At 66.6% G+C, this 21,698-nt stretch carries 26 protein-coding genes; 21 read left to right on the plus strand and 5 right to left on the minus strand.

The genetic code is table 11. The annotated features are described in order from the left end of the window. Positions 1-63 precede the first annotated feature (63 nt). The 9 genes from hpaD (at position 64) to K5880_RS12775 (ending at position 8,043) form a co-directional block, all read left to right on the plus strand. Positions 64-987, plus strand: coding sequence for a 3,4-dihydroxyphenylacetate 2,3-dioxygenase (gene hpaD / locus K5880_RS12735; RefSeq protein WP_297652628.1), 924 nt, complete (start codon positions 64-66; stop codon positions 985-987). 8 nt (positions 988-995) lie between these two features. Then, positions 996-1,442 carry a 5-carboxymethyl-2-hydroxymuconate isomerase gene (locus tag K5880_RS12740; protein ID WP_297652631.1) on the plus strand — a complete coding sequence of 149 codons (447 nt, stop codon included), beginning with the start codon at positions 996-998 and terminating at the stop codon, positions 1,440-1,442. Between the two features lie 5 nt (positions 1,443-1,447). Beyond that, positions 1,448-2,275 (plus strand): 2-oxo-hept-4-ene-1,7-dioate hydratase, encoded by an 828-nt coding sequence (gene hpaH / locus K5880_RS12745; protein ID WP_297652634.1) that lies wholly within the window; start codon positions 1,448-1,450, stop codon positions 2,273-2,275. Positions 2,276-2,286: 11 nt separating this feature from the next. After that, positions 2,287-3,105, plus strand: a complete 819-nt coding sequence (locus K5880_RS12750) for an aldolase/citrate lyase family protein (protein WP_297652637.1) — start codon at positions 2,287-2,289, stop codon at positions 3,103-3,105. A gap of 20 nt (positions 3,106-3,125) precedes the next feature. Then, positions 3,126-3,920 carry a class II aldolase/adducin family protein gene (locus K5880_RS12755; RefSeq protein WP_297652640.1) on the plus strand — a complete coding sequence of 265 codons (795 nt, stop codon included), beginning with the start codon at positions 3,126-3,128 and terminating at the stop codon, positions 3,918-3,920. A 4-nt stretch (positions 3,921-3,924) separates the two neighbouring features. Continuing rightward, the gene (locus K5880_RS12760; protein ID WP_297652643.1) at positions 3,925-4,944 is read left to right on the plus strand and encodes a 2-dehydropantoate 2-reductase; all 1,020 of its coding nucleotides are present in this window, start codon (positions 3,925-3,927) and stop codon (positions 4,942-4,944) included. Positions 4,945-4,984: 40 nt separating this feature from the next. After that, positions 4,985-5,800, plus strand: coding sequence for a LuxR C-terminal-related transcriptional regulator (locus K5880_RS12765; RefSeq protein WP_297652646.1), 816 nt, complete (start codon positions 4,985-4,987; stop codon positions 5,798-5,800). A 118-nt stretch (positions 5,801-5,918) separates the two neighbouring features. Next, positions 5,919-7,004, plus strand: a complete 1,086-nt coding sequence (locus tag K5880_RS12770) for an aromatic ring-hydroxylating dioxygenase subunit alpha (RefSeq protein WP_297652649.1) — start codon at positions 5,919-5,921, stop codon at positions 7,002-7,004. Between the two features lie 34 nt (positions 7,005-7,038). Then, the gene (locus K5880_RS12775) at positions 7,039-8,043 is read left to right on the plus strand and encodes a TRAP transporter substrate-binding protein (RefSeq protein ID WP_297652651.1); all 1,005 of its coding nucleotides are present in this window, start codon (positions 7,039-7,041) and stop codon (positions 8,041-8,043) included. Here the strand turns inward: K5880_RS12775 and K5880_RS12780 are convergent, their stop codons facing one another. From K5880_RS12780 to K5880_RS12790, 3 genes are all read right to left on the minus strand, one after another. After that, entirely contained in the window at positions 8,044-8,664 is a 621-nt protein-coding gene (locus tag K5880_RS12780; protein ID WP_297652655.1) for a MarC family protein, read from the minus strand. It lies immediately after the preceding gene. A 127-nt stretch (positions 8,665-8,791) separates the two neighbouring features. Continuing rightward, positions 8,792-9,271, minus strand: a complete 480-nt coding sequence (locus K5880_RS12785; protein ID WP_297652658.1) for a MaoC family dehydratase — start codon at positions 9,269-9,271, stop codon at positions 8,792-8,794. 2 nt (positions 9,272-9,273) lie between these two features. Then, positions 9,274-10,035, minus strand: coding sequence for an SDR family oxidoreductase (locus K5880_RS12790; protein ID WP_297652661.1), 762 nt, complete (start codon positions 10,033-10,035; stop codon positions 9,274-9,276). A gap of 87 nt (positions 10,036-10,122) precedes the next feature. Between K5880_RS12790 and K5880_RS12795 the strand changes: the two genes are divergently transcribed. The 4 genes from K5880_RS12795 to K5880_RS12810 are packed head-to-tail and all read left to right on the plus strand — an operon-like array spanning position 10,123 to position 12,995. Further along, positions 10,123-10,722 carry a 2-hydroxychromene-2-carboxylate isomerase gene (locus K5880_RS12795; RefSeq protein ID WP_297652664.1) on the plus strand — a complete coding sequence of 200 codons (600 nt, stop codon included), beginning with the start codon at positions 10,123-10,125 and terminating at the stop codon, positions 10,720-10,722. 30 nt (positions 10,723-10,752) lie between these two features. Further along, positions 10,753-11,436: a dienelactone hydrolase family protein gene (locus K5880_RS12800; protein WP_297652669.1), complete on the plus strand. Its 684-nt coding sequence runs from the start codon at positions 10,753-10,755 to the stop codon at positions 11,434-11,436. Between the two features lie 6 nt (positions 11,437-11,442). Continuing rightward, complete coding sequence (locus K5880_RS12805; protein ID WP_297652672.1) at positions 11,443-12,348, plus strand: amidohydrolase; 906 nt, start codon at positions 11,443-11,445, stop codon at positions 12,346-12,348. Then, entirely contained in the window at positions 12,345-12,995 is a 651-nt protein-coding gene (locus K5880_RS12810; RefSeq protein ID WP_297652675.1) for a glutathione S-transferase family protein, read from the plus strand. Before K5880_RS12805 ends, K5880_RS12810 begins: the two co-directional genes overlap by 4 nt. Before the next feature lie 4 nt (positions 12,996-12,999). Here the strand turns inward: K5880_RS12810 and K5880_RS12815 are convergent, their stop codons facing one another. Both K5880_RS12815 and hemB read right to left on the minus strand, forming a co-directional pair. Beyond that, positions 13,000-14,112 carry a magnesium transporter CorA family protein gene (locus K5880_RS12815; protein WP_297652678.1) on the minus strand — a complete coding sequence of 371 codons (1,113 nt, stop codon included), beginning with the start codon at positions 14,110-14,112 and terminating at the stop codon, positions 13,000-13,002. A gap of 10 nt (positions 14,113-14,122) precedes the next feature. Further along, entirely contained in the window at positions 14,123-15,124 is a 1,002-nt protein-coding gene (hemB, locus tag K5880_RS12820) for a porphobilinogen synthase (RefSeq protein WP_297652681.1), read from the minus strand. A gap of 257 nt (positions 15,125-15,381) precedes the next feature. Here hemB and K5880_RS12825 point away from each other — a divergent pair, with 257 nt between their 5' ends. The 8 genes from K5880_RS12825 to rpsG all read left to right on the plus strand — a co-directional run bounded on the left by K5880_RS12825 (position 15,382) and on the right by rpsG (position 21,670). Beyond that, positions 15,382-16,506 carry a hypothetical protein gene (locus K5880_RS12825; protein ID WP_297652684.1) on the plus strand — a complete coding sequence of 375 codons (1,125 nt, stop codon included), beginning with the start codon at positions 15,382-15,384 and terminating at the stop codon, positions 16,504-16,506. A gap of 259 nt (positions 16,507-16,765) precedes the next feature. After that, positions 16,766-17,194 carry a CopD family protein gene (locus tag K5880_RS12830; RefSeq protein ID WP_297652687.1) on the plus strand — a complete coding sequence of 143 codons (429 nt, stop codon included), beginning with the start codon at positions 16,766-16,768 and terminating at the stop codon, positions 17,192-17,194. 4 nt (positions 17,195-17,198) lie between these two features. Next, on the plus strand, positions 17,199-18,308 hold the full coding sequence (locus K5880_RS12835) for a VanZ family protein (RefSeq protein WP_297652690.1): 1,110 nt from the start codon (positions 17,199-17,201) through the stop codon (positions 18,306-18,308). A gap of 9 nt (positions 18,309-18,317) precedes the next feature. Further along, the gene (locus K5880_RS12840; RefSeq protein ID WP_297652692.1) at positions 18,318-18,659 is read left to right on the plus strand and encodes a (2Fe-2S) ferredoxin domain-containing protein; all 342 of its coding nucleotides are present in this window, start codon (positions 18,318-18,320) and stop codon (positions 18,657-18,659) included. Between the two features lie 14 nt (positions 18,660-18,673). Further along, positions 18,674-19,297 carry an alpha/beta hydrolase gene (locus K5880_RS12845; RefSeq protein WP_297652695.1) on the plus strand — a complete coding sequence of 208 codons (624 nt, stop codon included), beginning with the start codon at positions 18,674-18,676 and terminating at the stop codon, positions 19,295-19,297. Between the two features lie 103 nt (positions 19,298-19,400). Beyond that, positions 19,401-20,531, plus strand: a complete 1,131-nt coding sequence (locus K5880_RS12850; RefSeq protein ID WP_297653213.1) for a D-alanyl-D-alanine carboxypeptidase family protein — start codon at positions 19,401-19,403, stop codon at positions 20,529-20,531. A gap of 135 nt (positions 20,532-20,666) precedes the next feature. Continuing rightward, positions 20,667-21,044 carry a 30S ribosomal protein S12 gene (gene rpsL, locus K5880_RS12855; protein WP_068169701.1) on the plus strand — a complete coding sequence of 126 codons (378 nt, stop codon included), beginning with the start codon at positions 20,667-20,669 and terminating at the stop codon, positions 21,042-21,044. Positions 21,045-21,199: 155 nt separating this feature from the next. Continuing rightward, on the plus strand, positions 21,200-21,670 hold the full coding sequence (rpsG, locus tag K5880_RS12860) for a 30S ribosomal protein S7 (protein ID WP_137918320.1): 471 nt from the start codon (positions 21,200-21,202) through the stop codon (positions 21,668-21,670). Positions 21,671-21,698 lie beyond the last annotated feature (28 nt).

A 21,698-nucleotide genomic window follows, 5' to 3' on the forward strand; every position in this document is an offset into this window, starting at 1 on the left:
CGCCCACCCCCAGGGTCATAGCCACGGAGCGAACGAAACCAACCGCACGAAGAGAGATCACACATGGGAAAACTAGCACTCGTCGCCAAGATCACCCACGTCCCCTCCATCGTCCTCAGCGAATTCGACGGACCGCGCAAGGGCTCGCGGCAGGACGCCATCGACGGCCTCAAGCACATCGGCCAGCGCTGCCGCGACATGGGCGTGGACACCTTCGTCGTCTTCGACACCCACTGGCTCGTCAACGCCAGCTACCACCTCAACTGCACGCGGCACTGGGAAGGCCTCTACACCAGCAACGAGCTGCCGCATTTCATCAGCAACATGCCCTACGCCATCCCGGGCAACCCCGAGCTCGGCCACCTGCTGGCCCGGGTGGCCAACGAGATGAAGGTCGACACCCTCGCGCACGAAGGCACCACGCTCGCGCCCGAGTACGGCACCCTCGTGCCCATGCGTTACATCAACCCCGACCAGCACTTCAAGGCCGTCTCCGTCTCGGCCCTGTGCATGGCGCACTACCTCAACGACAGCGTGCGCCTGGGCTGGGCCTTTCGCCGCGCCATCGAGGACGAATACGACGGCACCGTCGCGATCCTCGCCAGCGGCTCGCTCAGCCACCGTTTCGCGCAGAACGGCCTGGCCCCCGAATACGCGTTCAAGCTCTGGAGCCCCTTCCTGGAAACCATGGACCACGAGGTGGTGCGCATGTGGCAGAGCGGCGAATGGAAGGCCTTCTGCGAGATGCTGCCTGAGTACGCCGTCAAGGGTCACGGCGAAGGCTTCATGCACGACACGGCCATGATGCTGGGCGCGCTCGGCTGGAGCGAATACGACGGCCGCGGCGAGGTGATCACGCCGTACTTCGGCGCCTCGGGCACGGGGCAGATCAACATCGCCTTCCCGGTCACGCCCGTCACGGGCAACGCCATTCCCGCGCCGCAGGCCTCTTCGGCGCAAGGCTTCCAGGCCGTCTCGCGCCTCTGAAATCCGCCATGCCCCACCTCGTCATTCTCTACACCCCCAACCTCGACCGCGTCGCGAGCGAGGGCGGCGCCGACATGGGCGCGCTCTGCCGCACGCTGTGCGACGCCATGCTCGCCGTGCGCGACGAGGCGGACAAGCAGGTCTTCCCCACCGGCGGCACGCGTGTGTTCGCCTACCCGGCCGCGCACTGCGCTGTTGCTGACGGGGGTGCTGCCGGCATCGCTGCCGGGCTGGGCGGCGACTACGCCTTTGTCTACATGAACCTGCGCATGGCCAAGGGCCGCAGCGCGCTGACGCACCAGCGCGTGGGTGACGCACTGCAGGCTGTGGTGAGGGCGCACTTCGCCGCGCAACTCGCCGCGCGTCCGATAGGTATCACCGTGCAGGTGGACGAGGGGCACGAGGTGTTCGACGGCAAGACCAGTTCGCTGCATCCCCTGTTCAACCGAAGCTGATCCCCATGCTTGACGACACCCATATTCAGCAACTCGCGGCCGAACTCGACCAGTCCGAGCGCAGCCGTGTGCCGCTGGAGCACTTCTCGAAGCGGTTCCCCGGTATGACGATCGACGACGGCTACCGCGTCGGCCGCGCCTGGGTGGCGCAACAGGTCGCCGGTGGAAAAAAGGTCATCGGCCACAAGATCGGCCTGACCAGCCGCGCCATGCAGATGGCCAGCCAGATCGACGAACCCGACTTCGGCACCCTGCTCGACAGCATGCTGTTCACCGCCCAGGCCGGTGCGGCGCTGGAGATCCCCGCCGCGCGCTTCATCGCGCCGCGCGTGGAGGTGGAACTCGCCTTTGTGCTCAAGGCGCCGTTGCAGGGCGCGGGCGTGACGGTGCAGGACGTGCTCGCCGCCACCGACTACGTGACGCCCGCGATCGAGATCATCGACGCGCGCATCGAGCAGTTCGACCGCCACACGAAAGTGATGCGCAAGGTGTTCGACACCATCAGCGACAACGCGGCCAACGCCGGCATCGTGATCGGCGAGGGCGACCCGCGCTACCGCGCCGACCCGCGCATCACAGATCTGCCGTGGTGTGGCGCGGTGCTGCGGCAGAACGGCGCGGTGGAGGAAACCGGCCTGGCCGCCGGCGTGCAGGGGCATCCGGCCATCGGCATCGCCTGGCTCGCGCACAAGCTCGCGCCCTGGGGCGAGTCGCTGCAGCCCGGGCAGATCGTGCTCGCCGGCTCGTTCACGCGGCCTGTGGCCGCGAAGGCGGGAGACCTGTTCGAGGCCGACTATGGCCCGCTGGGTTGCCTGAAGTTCCAGTTCATTTGAAGCCCCTCACCATGCAGACACCCACCAACCCTTTCAAGCAGGCGCTCGCGCAGCGGCGCGCCCAGATCGGCCTCTGGCTTGGCCTGGCCAATGCCTACAGCGCCGAGATCTGCGCCGGCGCCGGTTTCGACTGGCTGCTGGTCGACGGCGAGCACGCGCCCAATGGCCTGCCGGACGTGCTGGCCCAGGCCCAGGCCATTGCCGCCTACCCCGGCTCGCACGCCATCGCGCGGCTGCCCGTGGGCGATACGGCGCTGGTCAAGCAGTACCTGGACCTGGGCCTGCAAACCTTGCTGGTGCCCATGGTGGACACGCCCGAACAGGCCGCCGCGCTGGTGCGCGCCTGCCGCTATCCGCAGGACGATGGCCAGGGCGGGGTGCGCGGCATGGCCGGCAGCCGCGCCTCGCGCTGGGGCCGTTACCCGAACTACGCGAAGGAGGCCAATGCCCAGGTGTGCCTGCTGGTGCAGGCCGAGACGCGCGAGGCCCTGCGGCACCTGGATGCGATCGCCGCCACACCCGGTGTGGACGGCGTGTTCATCGGCCCGGCCGACCTGTCGGCCTCGCTCGGCCATGTGGGCAACCCGGGCCACCCCGAGGTGCAGTCCGCGATCGAGGACGCGATCGCGCGCATCCTGCGCGCGGGCAAGGCGCCCGGCATCCTGACCACCGACGAGGCCCAGGCGCGCCACTACCTCGCGCTCGGCGCGGTGTTCGTCGCGGTGGGGCTGGACACCCAGATCCTCGTGCGCCAGACCAGCGCGCTGGCGGCGCGCTTCAAGGCCGACGCGCCTGCCGTGGCCGCGCCGGCCAAGGGCGCCGTGTACTGACCCCGTTCGAGGAGATGACGATGAACGCCGCTTTGCAACCCACCACCGCCGCACCCGCCGGCATGCACGCTGACGAATGGGCCGCGCGCGTCGAGCTCGCCGCGTGCTACCGCGTCTTTGCCCTGCTGGGCTGGACCGAGATGATCTACAACCACATCACGCTGCGCCTGCCCGACAGCGTGAGCGGCGAGGACAAGCAGTTCCTGATCAACCCCTTCGGCCTGCACTACAGCGAAGTGACCGCGAGCAATCTGGTGAAGATCAACCTGCAGGGCGCGGTGCTCGACGGCTCGCCGCACCCGGTCAACCCGGCGGGCTTCACCGTGCATGCCGCGATTCACGACAGCCTGCCCGGCGCGCACTGCGTCATGCACACCCACACCACCGCCGGCGTGGCCGTGGCGTGTCTGAAAGATGGCCTGCAGCAGACCAACTTCTACACCGCGCAACTGCACGGCATGGTGGCGTACCACGAGTTCGAAGGCATCACCATCCATGCCGACGAGGCGCCACGCCTGCTCAGGAGCATTGGCGAGCGGCCCGCGGTGATCCTGCGCAACCACGGCCTGCTGGCCTGGGGCGCGACGCTGCCGCAGACCTTCGCCATTCTCTGGACTTTGCAGCGCGCATGCGAGATCCAGCTGGCCACGTTCTCCATGGGGGGCGCGGACGCCGCGCTGCCCGTGTCCGAAGCCATCGCCGCGAAATGCACACGCGACGCGCTACAGTTCAACCCCCATCACGGCGCGGGGCGCGACGTGTTCGACGCCCTGGTGCGCCAGGTGAACCGACTCGACCGCAGCTACCTGGAGTGAGACCTTGAGCACCACACCCGACTTTCAGCGCGTCGCCATCGTCGGCGCGGGCGCCATTGGTGGCTGGATGGGCGTTCGCCTGTCGCACACCGGCTGCATCGTGAGTGCCCTGGCGCGGGGCGACACGCTCGCTGCGCTGCAGCGCGACGGCCTGCAGCTGCACCAGGACGGCCAGTTGCTGGGGGCGCCCGTGACAGCCGCCACCAGCGCCGCCGCCCTGGGCGTGCAGGACCTGGTGATCGTGGCCGTCAAGGCCCCGGCGCTCGCGGGTTTGGCGCGTGCGATCGAACCCCTGATCGGGCGCCACACCGTGGTGCTCACCGCCATGAACGGCGTGCCCTGGTGGTTCTTCAACGGCTTTGGCGGCGAACGCGCCGGCACCCGCCTGGTGACCGTGGACCCGCAGGGTGAGATCGAGCGCGCCATCCCCGCGCGGCACGTCATCGGGGGCGTGGTGCACGCGAGCTGCTCGGTGGACGCGCCCGGCGTGATCCGCCACCATTTCGGCCATGGGCTCATCATCGGCGAACCCTCGGGCGAGAGCAGCGAACGCGTGGCGGTGCTGGCCGATCTGCTGCGCCGTGCCGGTTTCGACGCCTCGGTGTCGCCACAGATCCAGAAGGACGTCTGGTACAAGCTCTGGGGCAACATGACCGTCAACCCCGTGAGCGCGCTCACCGGCGCCACCACAGATCGCATCCTGGGCGACGATCTGGTGCGCGGCTTCATCAGCCGCGTGATGCTCGAGGCCAGGGCGATTGGCACAAGCATCGGCATCCCGATCGACCAGCAGCCGGAAGACCGCCACGCGGTGACGCTCAAGCTCGGCGCGTTCAAGACCTCGATGCTGCAGGACGTGGAAGCCGGCAAGCCGGTGGAGCTGGATGCGCTGGTCAGCGCGGTGCGTGAGCTGGGCCAGATCACCCAGGTGCCCACGCCCTTCACCGATGCGCTGCTCGGCCTGGCGCGTCTCAAGGCACAGTCGCTCGGGTTGTACCCCATGCCCGCATCCCGACAGGGTTAGTCCGCTGGCGGCGGGGGGTCGCGCACAGAAGAATCGGACCATGCCCACCACCTGGACCCTGGACGCACCCGCGGCCGGCATCACCCTCCCGGCCACGGCCGTGCAGGGCCTGCTCGATTGCGCGAGCGCACCGCCCAGCGCCGCCACCCTGCTGCGCACCATCGACGCCGTGGTGCCGGTCGAATACCTTTCGCTCGTGCACTTCCGCCGCGACACGCCCGAGCTGATCGAGGGCAGTGCGCGCCATACGCACGACCGCGACGTGGTGGCCGAGTGTTTCGCCATCTACCGGCGCAGCTACTGGCGCAGCGACACCGTCATGCGCCTGGCCGACCATGCGGCCCGCCGCCCGGCGCGTGAGGTGGCCGTGCTGCACTGCCGCGCAGACGAACTGCCCGTGGCGGGCTGGCGCAACGACATCTACGTGCGCGAGCGTCTCACCGAGCGCTTCACGCTGCTGCACGCACCGGCCAGCGGCGCGGTGCAGGCCATCCATCTCTACCGCGACCTGCGCCAGGGCCTGTTCCAGCCTTGCGAGATCGAGCGCCTGCTAGGCCTGGCGCCGTTGCTGCGGCAGGCGCACCAGGCCGCGCTGGCCAGCCACGCCATCGCTGTCGACCGCAGCGCGCAGGTCGCGCAGTCGCGCCAGCGCCTGTTGCGGCTGGCACCCGCACTCTCGCCGCGCGAGGCCGAGGTGGTGGCGCGCATCGCCTGCGGACTCAGCGCCGACGGCATCGCGGCCGATCTCGACGTGGCGCCCTCGACCGTGGTGACGTTGCGCAAACGGGCGTACCTCAAGCTGGCCGATGTCGGCTTGCCGGCGGACCGGTTGCGGCTGGCACGCTGGTTGGGCTAGGTTTCCACGGACTCGCCGCGGCCCGCAAGAGACCGCGTCCATCCCCCCTGAGGGGGACAAGCCCCGCACCCATGCCACCTAGCATGGGCCTCCATCCCCACAAGAAGGAGACAGGACCATGTGGCTGCGCAATTGCTGGTACGTCATCGCCTGGGACCATGAGATCCCGGCGGCCGATGCGCCGCAACTCTTCACCCGCACCGTGCTCGGCGAGCCGGTGCTGGTCTACCGCACGCAGGCGGGCGAGCTGGTGGCGCTGGAAGACCGCTGCTGCCACCGGCACGCACCGCTCTCGGTGGGCAAGCGCGAGGGCGACTGCGTGCGCTGCGGCTACCACGGCCTGAAGTTCGACCCGCAGGGCCGCTGCGTGGAGGCGCCGGGCATCGAAGTCGTGCCGGCGCGCGCGCGTGTGCGCCGCTACCCGGTGGCGCTGAAGAACCGCTGGGTGTTCGTGTGGATGGGCGAGCCCGCGCTGGCCGACACCGCGCTGCTGCCCGACAACTTCAGCTGCGATTCCCCCGAGTGGCACAACAAGCCCGGTTACCTGCACTACGACACACCCTACCTGCTGATTGCCGACAACCTGCTCGATTTCTCGCACCTGAGCTATGTGCACGAGAAATCGCTGGGCGGCTCCACGCGCATCGCGCAGTCACGACCTGTCATCGAACCGGTGCCTGGCGCCACGCCCGACTGGCCGCAGATGGGCATCAAGGTCTCGCGCCACGTCAGTGACGTGCCCGCGCCGCCGTTCTACCAGCGCTTCCGCCGCTTCGACACGAACCTGGACCGCTGGTTCGTCTACGAATTCCTGCTGCCCGGCACGCTGCTGATGCACTCGGGCGGGCGGCCGACGGGTACCGCGCCGGACGCACCCGGCCCGTCGGTGCGGCTGCATTCCTGCCAGACGCTCACGCCCGAGACCGCCACCACCACGCACTACTTCTTCCAGCAGTCGCACCGGGTCGGCGAGGGCGACGGGACCGTGACCGAGAGCATCTACAACAGCCTGGTGGGCGCCTTCAACGAAGACCGCGACATGATCACCGCGCAGCACCGCAACATCCAGCTCAATCCCACGCTGCCCATGATGCCGCTGGCCATGGACGGCGCGCTGATCCAGTTCCGCCGTCTGCTGGAGGCGCGCGTGCGCGCCGAGCAGCAGGCGCAGAGCCCGTCCCCGCAACCGGCCACCGTGGCCTGACCCCTTTCACCACAACGACCCTGGAGACATGCCCATGACCCGCAAGATACTCACCCTCGCCGCATTGCTGGCCCTCGGCGGCCACGCCGCTGCGCAGACCGTGCTCAACGTCTCGACCTGGCTGCCGCCCTCGCACGGTGCCACCGTGGCGCAGAACCAGTGGTGCGAAGCCGTGGAGAAGGAGAGCAAGGGCAGCGTCAAGTGCAATCTGCTGCCCAAGGCCGTGTCCGCGCCGCCCGGCACCTTCGACGCGGTGCGCGATGGCCTGGCCGATGTGTCCTACACGGTGGACGGCTACACGCCCGGGCGCTTCGTGTTCACGCAGGTGGCCGAGTTCCCCTTCCTGGGCGACAGCTCCACCGCCACCAGCGTGGCCTACCAGCGCATCTACGACAAGTACTTCGCGCCGCTGGGCGAGCACCGTGGCGTAAAGACGCTGGCCGTGTTCACGCACGGCCCGGGCATCATCTTCACGGTGAAGCAGCCGGTGACGAGCGCCGCCGAGGCCGCCAGACTCAAGTTCCGCATCGGCGGCGGCAACATCAACGAACTCTCCAAGCTCATGGGCTGGAACACCACGCTCAAGCCCGCCACCGAGTCCTTCGAACTGCTTTCCACCGGCGTGATGGACGGCACCTTCTTCCCCGACGAGTCGCTGCAGTCCATGCGCCTGGGCATGGTGAAGTACGCCACCACCTTCCCTGGCGGGCTCTACAACACCAGCTTCGTCTTCATGATGAACAAGGCCAGATACGACGCGCTGTCGGCCTCCGACAAGGCGGCGGTCGACAAGGTCTCGGGCGAGGCCGCGGCACGCCTGTTTGCCGCGGGCTGGGACCGCACCGACGCGGCGTCGCGCGAGATCCAGAAGACCACCGGCGTGCAGCGCCAGATGGCCAGCGAGGCCTTCATCAACGACGTGAAGGCCCGCCAGGCGCAGCTGGAGGACAAGTGGGTGGCGGCGGCCGAGGCGCGCGGCCTGAAGAACGCGCGCGCCGTGCTGGCGGAGTTCCGGGCGGAGACGCAGAAGCTCAAGTGATCAGCCCGCCAGCGCGGGAAACAGCTTCACCAGCCCGGTGGCCATGACCTCGACCGACAGGGCGGCGAGGATCAGGCCCATGAGGCGCGTCATCACGTTGATGCCCGTCTGTCCGAGAAAGCGCGCAATCGGTTCGGCGAGCGCGAAGCAGATCGCGGTGGCCAGCGCGATCACCACACCGTAGCCCACCAGCGCGGCGTGCTGGAAGAAGGTCTTGGCCTGGTCGGCGTAGATCACCACGGTGGACATGGTGGCCGGCCCCGTGAGCAGGGGAATGGCCAGCGGCACCACGGCGATGGAGGCCCGCGACGAGGCGTCGCTCACCTCCTGTTCGGTGGCCTTGGCCTCGGCAGGACGGGCGTTGAGCATGGACAGGGCCGAGGTCAGCAGCAGCATGCCACCACCCACCTGGAAGCTGGCCAGCGAGATGCTGAAGAACTCGAGGATCTGCAGACCGATGACGGCGCAGGTGGCGATGACCGCAAACGCGCTGAACGCGGAGATCATCACCGTGCGCCGCCGCTGCTTGCGCGAAAAGCCCTGCGTGTAGTGGATGAAGAACGGCACGATCGCCAGCGGGTTGACGATGGCCAGCAGGGTGATGAGCGGCTTGAAATCCATGATGGATTGTGGCCCACCCCCGCCGCGCTGCGCGCGTCCCCCTCAAGGGGGCGCACGCTGGGACCGGCGAAGCCGGGTCCTTACGTGCCCTGGATGATGCACCTCGCGCAGCGGCGGAGCGTGCGGGCTACGGCTTCCCTGGCTCGCGGCGGCGGAACATGCCGTAGCCCTCCATGTGCAGCACCTTGTCGCCGTGCTGGTTGAACATCTCCCAGGTGGTGCGCACCAGGCCCACGTCCAGGCGTTTGCTCATGGGGCGCTTCTCGGTAATGGTGTGCTGCAGGCGCAGCGTGTCACCGGGGAACACCGGCTTGAGCCACTTCAGGCTCTCCAGGCCGGGCGAGCCCAGGCTGGCGCTCTCGCACAGGAAGTTGGTCACCATGAGGCGCATGGCCATGGCGCAGGTGTGCCAGCCGCTGGCGCTGAGCGCGCCGAACACCGAGGCTTTGGCCGCCTCCGGGTCCAGGTGGAAAGGTTGGGGATCGAACTGGCGCGCGAAGGCCACGGTCTCTTCCTCCGAGGGCGTGACGCTGCCCAGATCGCGCGTCTCGCCGACCTGCAGGTCTTCCCACCAGTACTTGATGGTGGGCGTCGTTGTCGTGCTCATCTTCAGCGCCCCCCGGAGACGTCGATCAGGCTCATCGTCGTGTAGCTCGCGGCACCCGACAGCAGCCAGACGATGGCCTGGGCCACTTCGTCGGCCTGGCCGCCGCGCTGCATGGGCACCTGGTGTTGCAGGTCACGCACCCGGTCGGGCAGGCCGCCCGAGGCGTGGATGTCGGTCTCGATCAGGCCCGGGCGCACCGCGTTCACGCGAATGCCTTCGGCCGCCACCTCCTTGGCCAGGCCGATGGTGAAGGCGTCGATCGCCCCCTTGGCGGCGGCGTAATCCACGTACTGCCCCGGCGAGCCCAGGCGCGACGCCGCACTCGACAGGTTCACGATCGAGCCTCCCGCGCCGCCGTGCTTCGTGCTCATGCGCCGCACCGCCTCGCGCGCGCACAGCATCGAGCCGATCACGTTGACGTCGAACATGCGGCGCCAGCGCGCCACGCTCATTTCGTCCACACGCGCCGTCACGTCGACCACGCCGGCGTTGTTCACCAGGCCGCCGAGCGGGCCCAGCTTCGCGTCGATGTGCGCGAACATCGCCAGCACCTGTGCCTCGTCGGCCACATCGGCCCGCACGCTCATGGCCTGGCCGCCCTCGGCCCGGATCGCACGCACCACCTCGTCGGCCGCGAGCGAGTTCGCGGTGTAGTTCACCGCCACCGCCCAGCCCTGCCGGGCTGCCAGCCGCGCCGATGCCGCGCCGATGCCGCGTCCGCCGCCGGTGACCAGCAGCACCCGGCCCTTCACCTTGTCTGTCATAACCTGCCTCCAGCAGAATGGGGCGGCTTCGCGTACAACACGGGCTCGCCCTTCCGAGAGCCATTACAACAGCGCCAGGAGACCGCCATGCGTCACACAGTCGACTATTACCTCGCCCCGCAGAGTCCCTGGACCTACCTCGGCCACGAGCGCTTTGCCGCGCTGGCGCGCGAGACCGGCGCCGCGGTGCGCGTGCTGCCGATGGACCTGGGCAAGATCTTTCCCATCTCCGGTGGCCTGCCGCTGCCCAAGCGCGCGCCGCAGCGCCAGGCCTACCGCCTGCTCGAACTGCGCCGCTTCAGCGAGGCCCTGGGCGTGCCGCTGCACCCGGAGCCGAAATTCTTCCCCGTGGCCGGCGACCCGGCGGCGCGCCTGATCACCGCCGTGGCCCTGCGCGACGGTGCCGATGCGGCCTTGCGCATCACCGGTGCCGTGACCGCCGCCGTGTGGGCGCAGGAGCGCGACATCGCTTCGATGGATGTGCTTGGCGAGCTGCTGGCCGAATGTGGCCTGGACGCCGCGCGACTCGACGAGTCGCAGCAGGCCGAGGTGCAGGCGCGGTACGAGCAGCAGACGCAGGCGGCCATCGACCTCGGCGTGTTCGGCGCGCCGACCTACCTGGTCGACGGCGAGATGTTCTGGGGCCAGGACCGCCTCGACTTCGTGGCCCGCCGGCTGCGGGCCTGAAATTTCACCCTCACCACAGGAGATACACACATGGGTCAGACCATCGAACTCAAGTCCGCAGACGGTTTCACTTTCCCGGCCTACGTGGCCCAGCCCGCTGGCAAGGCACGGGGTGGCCTGGTGGTGCTGCAGGAAATCTTCGGCGTGAACTCGCACATCCGATCGGTGGCCGATGGCTACGCGGCGGACGGCTATTTCGTGGTTGCTCCCGCCACCTTCCACCGTGTGAAGCCGGGGGTGGAGCTGGGCTACACCGAGGCCGACATGAAGGAGGGCATGGGTTTGAAGGCCGCAGTCGAGGGCCTGCCCGCACCGGGCGTGATGCCCGACATCCAGGCCGCCGTCGACCATGCCGCCCAGGCGGGCAAGGTCGGCATTCTGGGCTACTGCTGGGGCGGCCTGCTCACCTGGCGTTCGGCCGCGCAGCTCAAGGGCCTGTCGGCAGCGGCGCCGTATTACGGTGGTGGCATGACGGTGGGGGATGACGCAGCCCGTGTGCCGACGGTGCCGGTGCTGGTGCACTTCGGCGACCAGGACCACTGGATTCCGCTCGACACGGTCGAGGCCTTCCGGAAGGCGCACCCCGGCGTGACGGTGCACGTCTACAGCGCCAACCACGGCTTCAACTGCGACCAGCGCGGCTCGTACAACGCGGTGGCGGCAAAGCTCGCGCGGGAGCGCACACTGGCCTTCCTGGCCGAACACCTGGGCTGACCCGCCATGCGGCGCGCTGCGGCCTGTCTGGCGGTGCTGTTGGCAGCCGGGACCGCGGTAGCGGCCGACTACAGCGGCCCGCTGTTCGACGCCCACCTGCACTACAACGACGAGGCCTGCACGCACGACAGCCCGGTGCCGGGCTGCCCGCACCCCATGGCCGATGTGCTCGAGCGCATGCAGCGCAACGGCGTGCGCGCCATCGTCGCCAATTCGCGGCCCAACGACGGTACGCGCGCCCTGGCCAGCGCGCGCGAACAGACACAGGCCGCCGGTGTGGCCGTGGTGCCTTTCGTGCGCCTCTACCGCAATCGCGCCGACTACAGCAACTGGTTTCGCGATCAGAGCATCGTGGACATGGTCAACGCAGAACTGGCGCGCGGCACGCCTGCCGGGCCGTACCGCGGTCTGGGCGAATTCCACCTGTACGACAGCGCCAACGCCGACGGCCCGGTGGCGAAGCAGCTCATGGCGCTGGCCGATCAGAAAGATTTGGCCGTGCTCGCGCACGTGGACGACGTGGCCGTGGACAAGCTGATGGCGCACACGCCGTCGAAAGGGCAGACGATGCGCCTGATCTGGGCGCACACCGGCATCGGTGGCACGCCGGTGGCGCGCGTGGATGCGCTGATGGCGCGCTTTCCGCGCCTGATGGGAGAGCTGTCGTACCGACCCGGCCTGACCTGCGGCGACGGCCAGCTCTGCCCCGAGTGGCGCGCACTGCTGCTCAAGTACCCCGACCGGTTCCTGATCGGCTCGGACACCTGGGTCAACCAGCGCTGGCTGTACTACGGCGAACTCATGAAGGGCTACCGCGCCTGGCTGGGCACGCTGCCAACCGCAGTGGCGAAACAGATCGCCTGGGACAATGGCGCCACGCTCTTTGGCATTTCCGAACCCGCTCCCCGATGATCCAGCTGTACTTTCATCCCGGCACCGCCGCCATGGTGCCCCACATCCTCCTTGAAGAACTCGGTGTGCCTTACGAGCGCGTGGCGGTGGACCGCGTGAATGGCGAGCACAAGGCACCCGCCTACCTCGCACTCAATCCCAACGGGTTGATCCCGGTGCTGGTCGATGGCGACCTGGTGCTTTACGAGACCGCCGCCATCTGCCTGCACCTGAGCGACACGCACCCACGGGCCGGGCTGATGCCCGCTCTGGGCACGCATGAGCGGGCGCAGGCTTACAAGTGGCTCATGTGGCTCACCAACACCCTGCAGGCGACGCTGCTGGCCTACTTCTATCCCGAGCGCTGGGTCCATGCGGGCAATGTCACCGGCGCCGCCGAGGTGAAGGCCTGCGCCCAAGCGCGCGTGGGCGCGCTGCTCGACCAGCTCGATGCCGAACTCGCACGCCATGGAGGCCCGTGGTTTGCGGGTGAGGCGTTCACCGCGCTCGATGCCTACGTGTTCACCTTGTGTCGCTGGACACGCAATTTTTCCCTTGCACCGGCGCGCGAGCGCGTCCACCTGGGCCCCTTTCTGCAGCGCATGCTGGAGCGGCCGGCGCTGCAGCGCGTCATGTCCAACGAAGGGCTGGTCGCGCCTTTCGTCTGAGCCGTCAGCGCGACGAGGAGCGCACGAGGTAGCGCTTGCGCCAGAACAGCACCCCGAGCACGGCAGCGATCAGTGCCATCGAGCCCATGGCCCACCAGAATCCGGTCTGCTGGTGAATCAGCGGAATGAACTCGAAGTTCATGCCGAAGATGCCGGCGATCAGGTTCAGCGGCAGGAAGATGGCGGTGAGCGCGGTGAGCGTGCGCATGATGTCGTTGGTGCGGTTGCTCTGCGCCGAGAAGTGCATCTGTACCGCGGTCTCGGCGTTCTGTTCGAGACGGCGCACGTGGTGCACGACCCGTTCTATGTGTTCGAGCACATCGCGCGAACGCACCTTGAGCAGCTCCAGACCCCGGTGCCCGCCGTTGTGCTCGTTGGGCTCCCAGGTCGCCAGCGCCTCGATCCAGTCCTGGATGGCCGAGCGCTGGTCTTCGCAGATCTCGTCGAGCTGGTGCAGCGAGATGCGCGCGTCCAGCAGCGAACCCCAGTTGCTGAAACGCGTCTTGGGATGCAGCAGTTCGGCCTGCCAGTGGTCCAGCTGGCGCGTGAGTTCGCGCCGCAGCTCCAGGTAGCCATCCACCATCTGGTTGACGATGCGCAACATCAGATCCGCCGGATTGGGCGGCAGGTGAACGCCAGCCGCGCGCGACGCGGCCGTGGCCGACGACTTCAGGCGGGTGGCGTACTGATCGAGCACCAGGCAGCCAGCGGGATGGACTGTGATCAGCACACGATCGAAGACGGCAAAGCCCACCGGGCTGGTGTCGATACGTCGCAGCACCGGTGGCCCACCGCGCTTGAGCGACTGGGTGAGCACGGCGCCCGGTTGGGTCAGATCGGTCTCGCTGTGGCCGGCCGCCAGGCGGCGGAACACCAGGACGTCGTACTGCGATGTGTAGTCGTAGTGCGAAGGCAGCTGGTTGTTCAGCAGATCCGCGACATGCAGATCCACCAGCGCGCTGGCTCCCAGCGACTGCAACGTGGTCTGTATGCGCGTCTGCTCCAGTTCGAACTCGCGCCGTCCGCAGGCAATCCAGAGATAGCCCTTGTCGGCCAGCCGCTCGGGCAGCGCATCGGACTCGCTGACGCCGGTCGACTGGATGTGGAATATGCGCACGGCGAACGCCTTAGCCGCGCAGCAGACGGGCGGCGTCGCGCGCGAAATAGGTCAGCACGCCATCCGCGCCCGCGCGCTTGAACGCCAGCAGGCTTTCCATCATCACAGCGTCGTGGTCCAGCCAGCCATTCTGGGCGGCGGCCTTGAGCATGGCGTACTCGCCGCTGACCTGGTAAGCGAAGGTTGGCACCGCAAACTCGTCCTTCACCCGCCGCACGATATCCAGATAGGGCATGCCGGGCTTGACCATCACCATGTCGGCGCCTTCGGCGAGGTCCAGCGCGACCTCGCGCAAGGCTTCGTTGGTGTTGCCCGGGTCCATCTGGTAGACCTTCTTGTCTGCCTTGCCCAGGTTGGCAGCCGAACCCACGGCGTCGCGAAACGGGCCGTAGAAGGCGCTGGCGTATTTGGCGCTGTAGGCCATGATGCGTGTGTGCACAAGGCCTTGCGCTTCCAGCGCGGCTCGGATCGCGCCGATGCGGCCATCCATCATGTCGCTGGGCGCCACGATGTCGACACCCGCCTGCGCCTGCGTCACCGCCTGCTTCACCAGAATCTCGACCGTGGCGTCGTTCAGGATGTAGTTGTGCTCGTTGAGCAAGCCGTCCTGACCATGGCTGGTGTAAGGGTCGAGCGCCACGTCCGTCATCACGCCAAGCCGGGGAAAGCGCTTCTTCAGCTCGCGCACCACGCGCGGCACCAGTCCGTCTGCGTTCAAGGCCTCACGGCCATCGGGTGTTTTCAGCGACTGGTCGATCACCGGGAACAGCGCCATGACCGGGATGCCGAGCGCGACGCAGTCCTCGGCCACGGGCAACAACAGATCCAGGCTGAGCCGCTCGACACCGGGCATCGAGCCCACGGCCTCACGCCGACCATGGCCATCCAGCACGAACACCGGATAGATCAGGTCGGCCACGCCGAGGCGGTGTTCGCGCACCAGATCGCGGGTGAATACATCCCGACGCAGGCGGCGGGGGCGGTTGAACGGGTAGGCGGCGGGTGGATGCATGCCCGTATTGTGGCAAACGCCCCGCAGCGGCAGTGCCGCCCGGTCGGCCGGACGTCGGGCTGCGGTCATTGCAAAAGTTCGCAGGGTGGGAGCGCCGGTGGAAAACCGAGGGTGGCGTGGCGAACTCCACAGTAAGAAGAAAATACTGCAGACTCTTGCCCGCGCTCGCTGATGCCGAGGCGCTATTCTCTTGTCAGCTCACCTTGCTTCCCCCTGGCGCAACGCCGCCTGATTCCCGAGAAACTCCTGTCTGCCCCATGCTGACCACCAAAAAAGCCGCCACGAGCAGTGTCGCGAACACCAAGTCCGGGGCCAAGGAGCCCGAATCGTGGTCGCTGGACGATCACTGGCCCACGCTGTTGTCCGGTCTGGCAGACCAGATCACGGAGGGCACAAGCGCGCTGCAGAACATCATCGACCTGCTGCTGAGCCAAGGCCGCATTACCCGGCAGGAGCACCGTTCGCTCAGCATCCCGACCGATCGCATCAAGCTCTCGGGAATCAGCGCGCAGCAGATCAACCGCTTCTATGGCGGACGCATAAGACAGTCTCACGAGAAGATCTGCATGGCCGAACTGGTGGAGGGCGTGCTGCAGGAGCGCAAGAAGGACTTTGTCATTCTGGGCATCGAACTGCGGCGCAAGCTCAAGCCGGTGGAGGTGCTGGTGGACCCGACCGTGGCCCACTCCTTCGTCAACGCTGTGCTCGACTGGGGCATGCCCTTCGGCTCGCACATCGATGTGCGCATGGACCTCAATGCATGGCCTCAGCATGCGCGCCTGCAGGTGCGTGTGACCAATGACGGCGCGCCGCCTTCGAGTAGCGCCTCCATGGACAGCCTGAGCTGGATGCTGGTGCGCCAGATCGCCCTTGCCGCCGGGGGCATCGAGATCGAACGGCAGATGACCGACGAGGGCGTGAGCTTCACCGCCATGTTCACCCGCACCGTACAGGCCGTGGATGGCATCTCGGCGGTGGACCTGTCGGACAACCAGTCCTCGATGTTCAAGTCGCTCTCTGGTGTGTATGTGCTCACGATCTCGCCAACCCTTCAGATCCGGGCCGATGTGCGTGATGCGTTGCGTGAGATCGGCATCACCTCGGACAGCGTGGTCGACTTCAGCCAAGCTCGGGAAGCTATCCGCTCACGTATGCCCAACCTGATCGTCGTCGATTCCGACATGATGGACCACGGCTTCGACCAGTTCCGGCGTGAACTGCTGCGCGAGGTGTTCGAGTTTCCCTTTGTCGAGATTTCACCGGACGACAGTTCGTTCGACATGTCGGGATTCGGGGAATTTTCCATGGCCAAGGTCGGGCGCGGCAACATCCGTGAAGCCTTGGGCACAGCGGTCATGTTTGAACTCGCAAAGATGATGTAGCTCTTTTGACTACACCAGAACGCGAAAAAAAACACTGTCAGAACTGACAGGTTGCTTGGGTTTCCTTTCCGATTGGTGTAACATTTCTTTGGATCTTCCGAAAGGTTGATCCCCCGCTTTTCCTCCCTGAGCGGGTGCCTTAGTGTGTGACAGCAAAAAGGCTTCCTGACCCGGCCCGCAAGGCCGGGTTTTTTTTGTGCGATCCGCCGCGCTGCCGCCAGAACCCCGTCCCGAGTGCCCCCGGGGCTACACTGCCGCCATGCTCTGGGTCAAGTCCTTCCACATCGTTTTCGTGGCCAGCTGGTTCGCCGGTCTGTTCTACCTGCCGCGCATCTTCGTGAACCTCGCGATGGTGCCCGCTGGCAGTGAGGCCGAGCGTGAGCGCCTGCTTCTGATGGCGCGCAAACTGTTGCGCTTCACCACCGTCCTGGCCGTGCCGGCTGTGGGCCTGGGATTCTGGCTCTGGTTGGGCTATGGCATCGGCTGGGGCTCCGGGCAGGGCTGGATGCACGCCAAGCTGGCCGTCGTGGTCTTGGTGCTGGGGTACCACCGTGCCTGCGCGGTCGTGCTGCGTCGTTTTGTCCAGGGCCGCATCCAGCGTAGCCATGTCTGGTTTCGCTGGTTCAACGAGGTTCCGGTGATCCTGCTGGTGGTCGTGGTGGTGCTGGTGGTGGTCAAGCCCTTTTGATGCTTTGAAAACCCGTTCATCCGCCTGGCCGCTGGCACTGCTTTTTGCCGGGTTGGTGGTGTATGCCAGCCTGTACCCCTTCACGGGCTGGCGTATTCAGGGGGTCTCGCCGCTGGCGTTTCTGCAGGCACCCTTGCCCCAGTACTGGACTGGTTTCGACGTCGCGTCCAACCTCCTGGGCTATGCCCCGCTGGGTTTTCTGCTGACCCTGGCCATGCTTCGCTCAGGCTGGGGGCGTGGCGCCTGGTGGGTCTCTCTGGGGCTGCCGACCCTGTTGTCGCTGGCTGTGGAAACCAGCCAGAACTACCTGCCGATGCGCGTGCCGTCGAATGTGGATTTCGTCCTCAACAGTGCCGGTGCGGCGATGGGCGCGGTTGGCGCCTGGATCATGGAGCGCTTGGGAGTCCTGCGACGCTGGACGCAGTTCAGGGCCGACTGGTTCGAGCCGACGGCGCACGGCAGTCTCGTGCTGCTTTGTCTGTGGCCTTTCGCCTTGCTGTATCCGCAGCCCGTGCCCTTCGGCTTGGGCCAGATCTGGGATCGGCTGGAGGCCGGGCTGTTGCTGTTGCTTGACGAGACTCCCTTCCTGGCCTGGGTGCCGGCCCGGCCAGTGTTGCCGGACCCCTTGAGCCCGCTTGCCGAGGCGTTCTGCATTGGCTTGTGCCTGTTGTCGCCCCTGTTGATGGGTTATGCCGAGATACGCTCTGCGTTGCGCAGGGGACTGTTTCTGTTGATGTTCTTCCTGTGCGCGTTCGCGGCGGCTGGCCTTTCGGCCGCTCTCACTTACGGGCCATCGCATGCATGGGCCTGGATCAATCCCCAGGCCAGCGCGGGCATGGGAATGGCGCTTCTGGCGGCGCTGGCTCTGTTGGGCCTGCGTCGCCGCCTTTGTACCGTGGTGATGCTGCTGACCCTGGCAGTGTCGCTCACCCTGTTGAACCGCGCGCCCGACAGCCCCTACTTCGCGCAGTCGCTCGAAGTCTGGGAGCAGGGACGTTTCATCCGCTTTCATGGCCTGTCGCAATGGTTGGGCTGGTTGTGGCCCTTCGCGGCCTTGGTTTTCGGTCTGCGCGTGGTGGCGCGCGCGCCGGTCATGGCGGGGCGACCCCACTAGAATTCCGCCATGAGTGAAGAAACCAGGCCCTACTACGAGCGGCACATCTTTTTTTGCCTGAATCAGCGGGACAACGGCGACACATCCTGTGCTCAGTACCGGGCACAGGAGGCCTTTGACCGATGCAAATCGCAGACCAAGGCGTTGGGCCTGTCGGGGGCGGGCAAGGTGCGTGTGAACAAGGCGGGTTGCCTGGACCGCTGCGCTGGCGGGCCGATCGCCGTGGTGTACCCCGAGGCGGTCTGGTACAGCTATGTGGACGAGCACGACATCGACGAGATCGTGCAATCGCATCTGCGCGACGGCGTTGTGGTGCAGCGCTTGCTGACCCCGGCAGATGTCGGGCGCTGAGAGGCTCAGCTGCAATGAACGCGCAAACCGAGTTCGTGAGTGTGGCGGGTCCTGCCGGCGTGCTGGAGGTGGCGATCGACCGCCCACCGGGTGACGCTCGTGGCGCGGCGGTGATTGCCCACCCTCACCCACTGCATGGGGGTACCCTGACCAACAAAGTCGTCCAGACGCTGGCGCGTGCCTGCGTGCAGAGCAGCTGGACAGCGGTGCGGTTCAATTTCCGTGGTGTGGGGCAAAGTGAAGGCGCATACGATGAGGGGCGGGGCGAGCTCGATGACCTGCTCGCAGTGACGACTGCGCTGGCGCCGACCGGTCCGCTGTGTCTCGCCGGTTTTTCGTTTGGGGCCTTCGTAACCAGCCATGCGGCCGCCCGACTGCTTGAAACGCGCGACATCGATCGTCTCGTGCTGGTGGGCACTGCGGCGAGCCGTTTCCATGTTGCGCCCATTGCTGCGGAACTCCACGACCGCACGCTGATCGTTCATGGCGAGCAGGACGACACGGTGCCCCTGTCGTCCGTCATGGACTGGGCGCGCCCCCAGTCCCTGCCTGTACTGGTGGTGCCTGGAGGAGGTCACTTTTTCCATGGTCAGCTCCCGCTGTTGCGCGATCTTGCGCTGCGTCACCTGCGCGCGTGACCTCGCCGCAAGCCTCCCGTTTTTTTGTTCTGAACTGAAGGGTCTGATTTTGTTGCGTCGCTTTCTCTCTCGCTTGCTGGTGTCCTTGTCGGTAGCTCTTGGTATGGCGCAGCCGGCGCTGGCCCAGATGCCCGTGCCGCCGGAGGTGGCCGCACGGGCGTATCTGCTGCTGGATATCACCTCAGGCCAGGTGCTTGCCTCCAAGGACCCGGATCAAGCGGTTGAGCCGGCCTCTCTGACCAAACTCATGACTGCCTATCTGGTGTTCGACGCGCTCAAATCCGGCAAGATCAGCCTCACGCAAACGTTCGGCGTGAGCGAGCGGGCGTGGAAGATGCCCGGCTCGCGCATGTTCATCGATCCGAAGATGCAGGTGCCGGTTGAGGACCTCATCAAGGGCATGATCGTGCAGTCGGGCAACGACGCCACGGTGGCGCTGGCTGAAGGCGTCGCCGGTTCCGTCGAACGTTTCGTGCAGCTCATGAATGAACAGGCCAAGGCGCTTGGTATGACCGCCACGAGCTACCGCAACGTGGAAGGCCTGACCGAGGCTGGGCACACGACCACTGCGCGTGACCTGGCCACTCTGTCAACGCGCCTGATGGCCGACTTTCCGCAGTATGTGCCGTACTACGCCATCCAGCGCTACCGCTACCCCGGCACGCCGACCGCCAATGACACCAATCGCAACCTGCTTCTGTTTCGCGATCCGAGCGTCGACGGCCTGAAGACCGGGCACACCAACGCGGCAGGCTACTGCCTGGTGGCGACGGCGCGCCGGCAGGTGCCGGGCCTGGGCGAGGGTGCTCAGGGCCAGCGTCGTTTGGTCAGCGTGCTGCTGGGAGCGTCCAGTGAAAGCGCGCGCGCCGCTGAGACACAGAAGCTGCTCAATTGGGGTTACACCGCGTTCGATGCAGTGCGCCTGATTCCAGTCGGAGAGCCGGTGGCCACGCCGCGCATCTGGAAAGGCAAGGCCGAACAGGTCCGTCTGGGGCGAGCCGAGGGCGTTGTCGTGTCGGTTCCCGCTGGCGAAGGCGCCAAACTGAAATCCGAGGTGATCCGTCCGGAGCCGCTCGTGGCGCCCCTGTTGCGTGGTCAGAGCGTGGGCACCTTGCGCGTGACCCTTGCCAGCGGCGCGCCGGTGGCAGAAATTCCGCTCACTGTTCTCGAAACCGTGGAAGAAAGTGGCGTCTTCGGGCGCGCATGGGACGCCATCCGCCTCTGGATCCAGTGAATTCGCTGGGGTTGGTGCTGTGGAGGACCGGCGGCGGATTGTCTTGAATCCGACTGCATGCTACAGTAGAGGGCTTTTCGGAATTTTCCGAGGAGCTTTCGTTTTCGCTTTTTTCAGACGTTTAGGGACGTTTTAATGCCAACCATCAACCAACTCGTGCGCCACGGCCGGGAGGTCGAAAAGACCAAATCCAAGAGCCCGGCCATGGAAAACTCTCCGCAGCGTCGCGGTGTGTGCACCCGTGTGTACACCACGACCCCCAAGAAGCCCAACTCTGCTCTTCGCAAGGTCGCCAAAGTGCGCCTGACGAACGGTTTTGAGGTCATTTCCTACATCGGCGGTGAAGGCCACAATCTCCAGGAACACAGCGTGGTGCTGGTTCGTGGTGGTCGTGTCAAGGACTTGCCTGGTGTGCGTTACCACATCGTGCGTGGCTCGCTGGACCTGCAGGGCGTGAAAGACCGCAAGCAGTCGCGTTCCAAGTACGGTGCCAAGCGCCCCAAGAAGGCCTGATCGATAGAAGTCCGGTGTTTGTTCCGCCCTGGCAGGTGGTTCGAACGCAGTGGCCCACAACACGGAATCGTCCGTGCGGGTCGAGTAAGTGAGAGTTCTGCATGGCTCTCGCGGCCCCTGAAAAGGTGCCAACTGAAGCAATATGAGGTGAAGAAATGCCACGTCGTCGCGAAGTCCCTAAACGTGAAATCCTGCCGGACCCCAAGTTCGGCAATGTCGAGCTCTCCAAGTTCATGAACGTGATCATGGAAGGCGGCAAGAAGGCCGTTGCCGAGCGCATCATCTATGGTGCGCTGGAGCAGATCGAGAAGAAGAGCGGCAAAGATCCGGTCGAAATCTTCTCGGTCGCCATCAACAACGTCAAACCCATGGTGGAAGTGAAATCCCGCCGCGTGGGTGGTGCCAACTACCAGGTGCCGGTTGAAGTCCGCCCGGTCCGTCGTCTGGCCCTGTCCATGCGCTGGATCAAGGAGGCTGCACGCAAGCGCAGTGAGAAGTCCATGGCCCTGCGCCTGGCCAACGAGCTGATCGAGGCCACCGAAGGCCGTGGCGGCGCCATGAAGCGCCGTGACGAAGTGCACCGCATGGCTGAAGCCAACAAGGCTTTCAGCCACTTCCGCTTCTGATCCGGGCCAGCGCCCAGTAGAGCATCCA

It is taken from the genome of Hydrogenophaga sp. (assembly GCF_025699295.1).
Classification (GTDB): domain Bacteria; phylum Pseudomonadota; class Gammaproteobacteria; order Burkholderiales; family Burkholderiaceae_C; genus Hydrogenophaga.

Coding starts and splice junctions, on each gene's coding strand:
- rpsG (WP_137918320.1), top strand. CDS start 21,200: ATGCCACGTCGTCGCGAAGTCCCTAAACGTGAAATCCTGCCGGACCCC.
- K5880_RS12840 (WP_297652692.1), top strand. CDS start 18,318: ATGAGTGAAGAAACCAGGCCCTACTACGAGCGGCACATCTTTTTTTGC.
- K5880_RS12765 (WP_297652646.1), top strand. CDS start 4,985: ATGCCCACCACCTGGACCCTGGACGCACCCGCGGCCGGCATCACCCTC.
- K5880_RS12780 (WP_297652655.1), bottom strand. CDS start 8,664: ATGGATTTCAAGCCGCTCATCACCCTGCTGGCCATCGTCAACCCGCTG.
- K5880_RS12755 (WP_297652640.1), top strand. CDS start 3,126: ATGAACGCCGCTTTGCAACCCACCACCGCCGCACCCGCCGGCATGCAC.
- K5880_RS12790 (WP_297652661.1), bottom strand. CDS start 10,035: ATGACAGACAAGGTGAAGGGCCGGGTGCTGCTGGTCACCGGCGGCGGA.
- K5880_RS12825 (WP_297652684.1), top strand. CDS start 15,382: ATGCTGACCACCAAAAAAGCCGCCACGAGCAGTGTCGCGAACACCAAG.
- K5880_RS12740 (WP_297652631.1), top strand. CDS start 996: ATGCCCCACCTCGTCATTCTCTACACCCCCAACCTCGACCGCGTCGCG.
- hpaD (WP_297652628.1), top strand. CDS start 64: ATGGGAAAACTAGCACTCGTCGCCAAGATCACCCACGTCCCCTCCATC.
- hemB (WP_297652681.1), bottom strand. CDS start 15,124: ATGCATCCACCCGCCGCCTACCCGTTCAACCGCCCCCGCCGCCTGCGT.
- K5880_RS12830 (WP_297652687.1), top strand. CDS start 16,766: ATGCTCTGGGTCAAGTCCTTCCACATCGTTTTCGTGGCCAGCTGGTTC.
- rpsL (WP_068169701.1), top strand. CDS start 20,667: ATGCCAACCATCAACCAACTCGTGCGCCACGGCCGGGAGGTCGAAAAG.
- K5880_RS12805 (WP_297652672.1), top strand. CDS start 11,443: ATGCGGCGCGCTGCGGCCTGTCTGGCGGTGCTGTTGGCAGCCGGGACC.
- K5880_RS12850 (WP_297653213.1), top strand. CDS start 19,401: ATGGCGCAGCCGGCGCTGGCCCAGATGCCCGTGCCGCCGGAGGTGGCC.
- hpaH (WP_297652634.1), top strand. CDS start 1,448: ATGCTTGACGACACCCATATTCAGCAACTCGCGGCCGAACTCGACCAG.
- K5880_RS12775 (WP_297652651.1), top strand. CDS start 7,039: ATGACCCGCAAGATACTCACCCTCGCCGCATTGCTGGCCCTCGGCGGC.
- K5880_RS12845 (WP_297652695.1), top strand. CDS start 18,674: ATGAACGCGCAAACCGAGTTCGTGAGTGTGGCGGGTCCTGCCGGCGTG.
- K5880_RS12770 (WP_297652649.1), top strand. CDS start 5,919: ATGTGGCTGCGCAATTGCTGGTACGTCATCGCCTGGGACCATGAGATC.
- K5880_RS12750 (WP_297652637.1), top strand. CDS start 2,287: ATGCAGACACCCACCAACCCTTTCAAGCAGGCGCTCGCGCAGCGGCGC.
- K5880_RS12795 (WP_297652664.1), top strand. CDS start 10,123: ATGCGTCACACAGTCGACTATTACCTCGCCCCGCAGAGTCCCTGGACC.
- K5880_RS12785 (WP_297652658.1), bottom strand. CDS start 9,271: ATGAGCACGACAACGACGCCCACCATCAAGTACTGGTGGGAAGACCTG.
- K5880_RS12810 (WP_297652675.1), top strand. CDS start 12,345: ATGATCCAGCTGTACTTTCATCCCGGCACCGCCGCCATGGTGCCCCAC.
- K5880_RS12800 (WP_297652669.1), top strand. CDS start 10,753: ATGGGTCAGACCATCGAACTCAAGTCCGCAGACGGTTTCACTTTCCCG.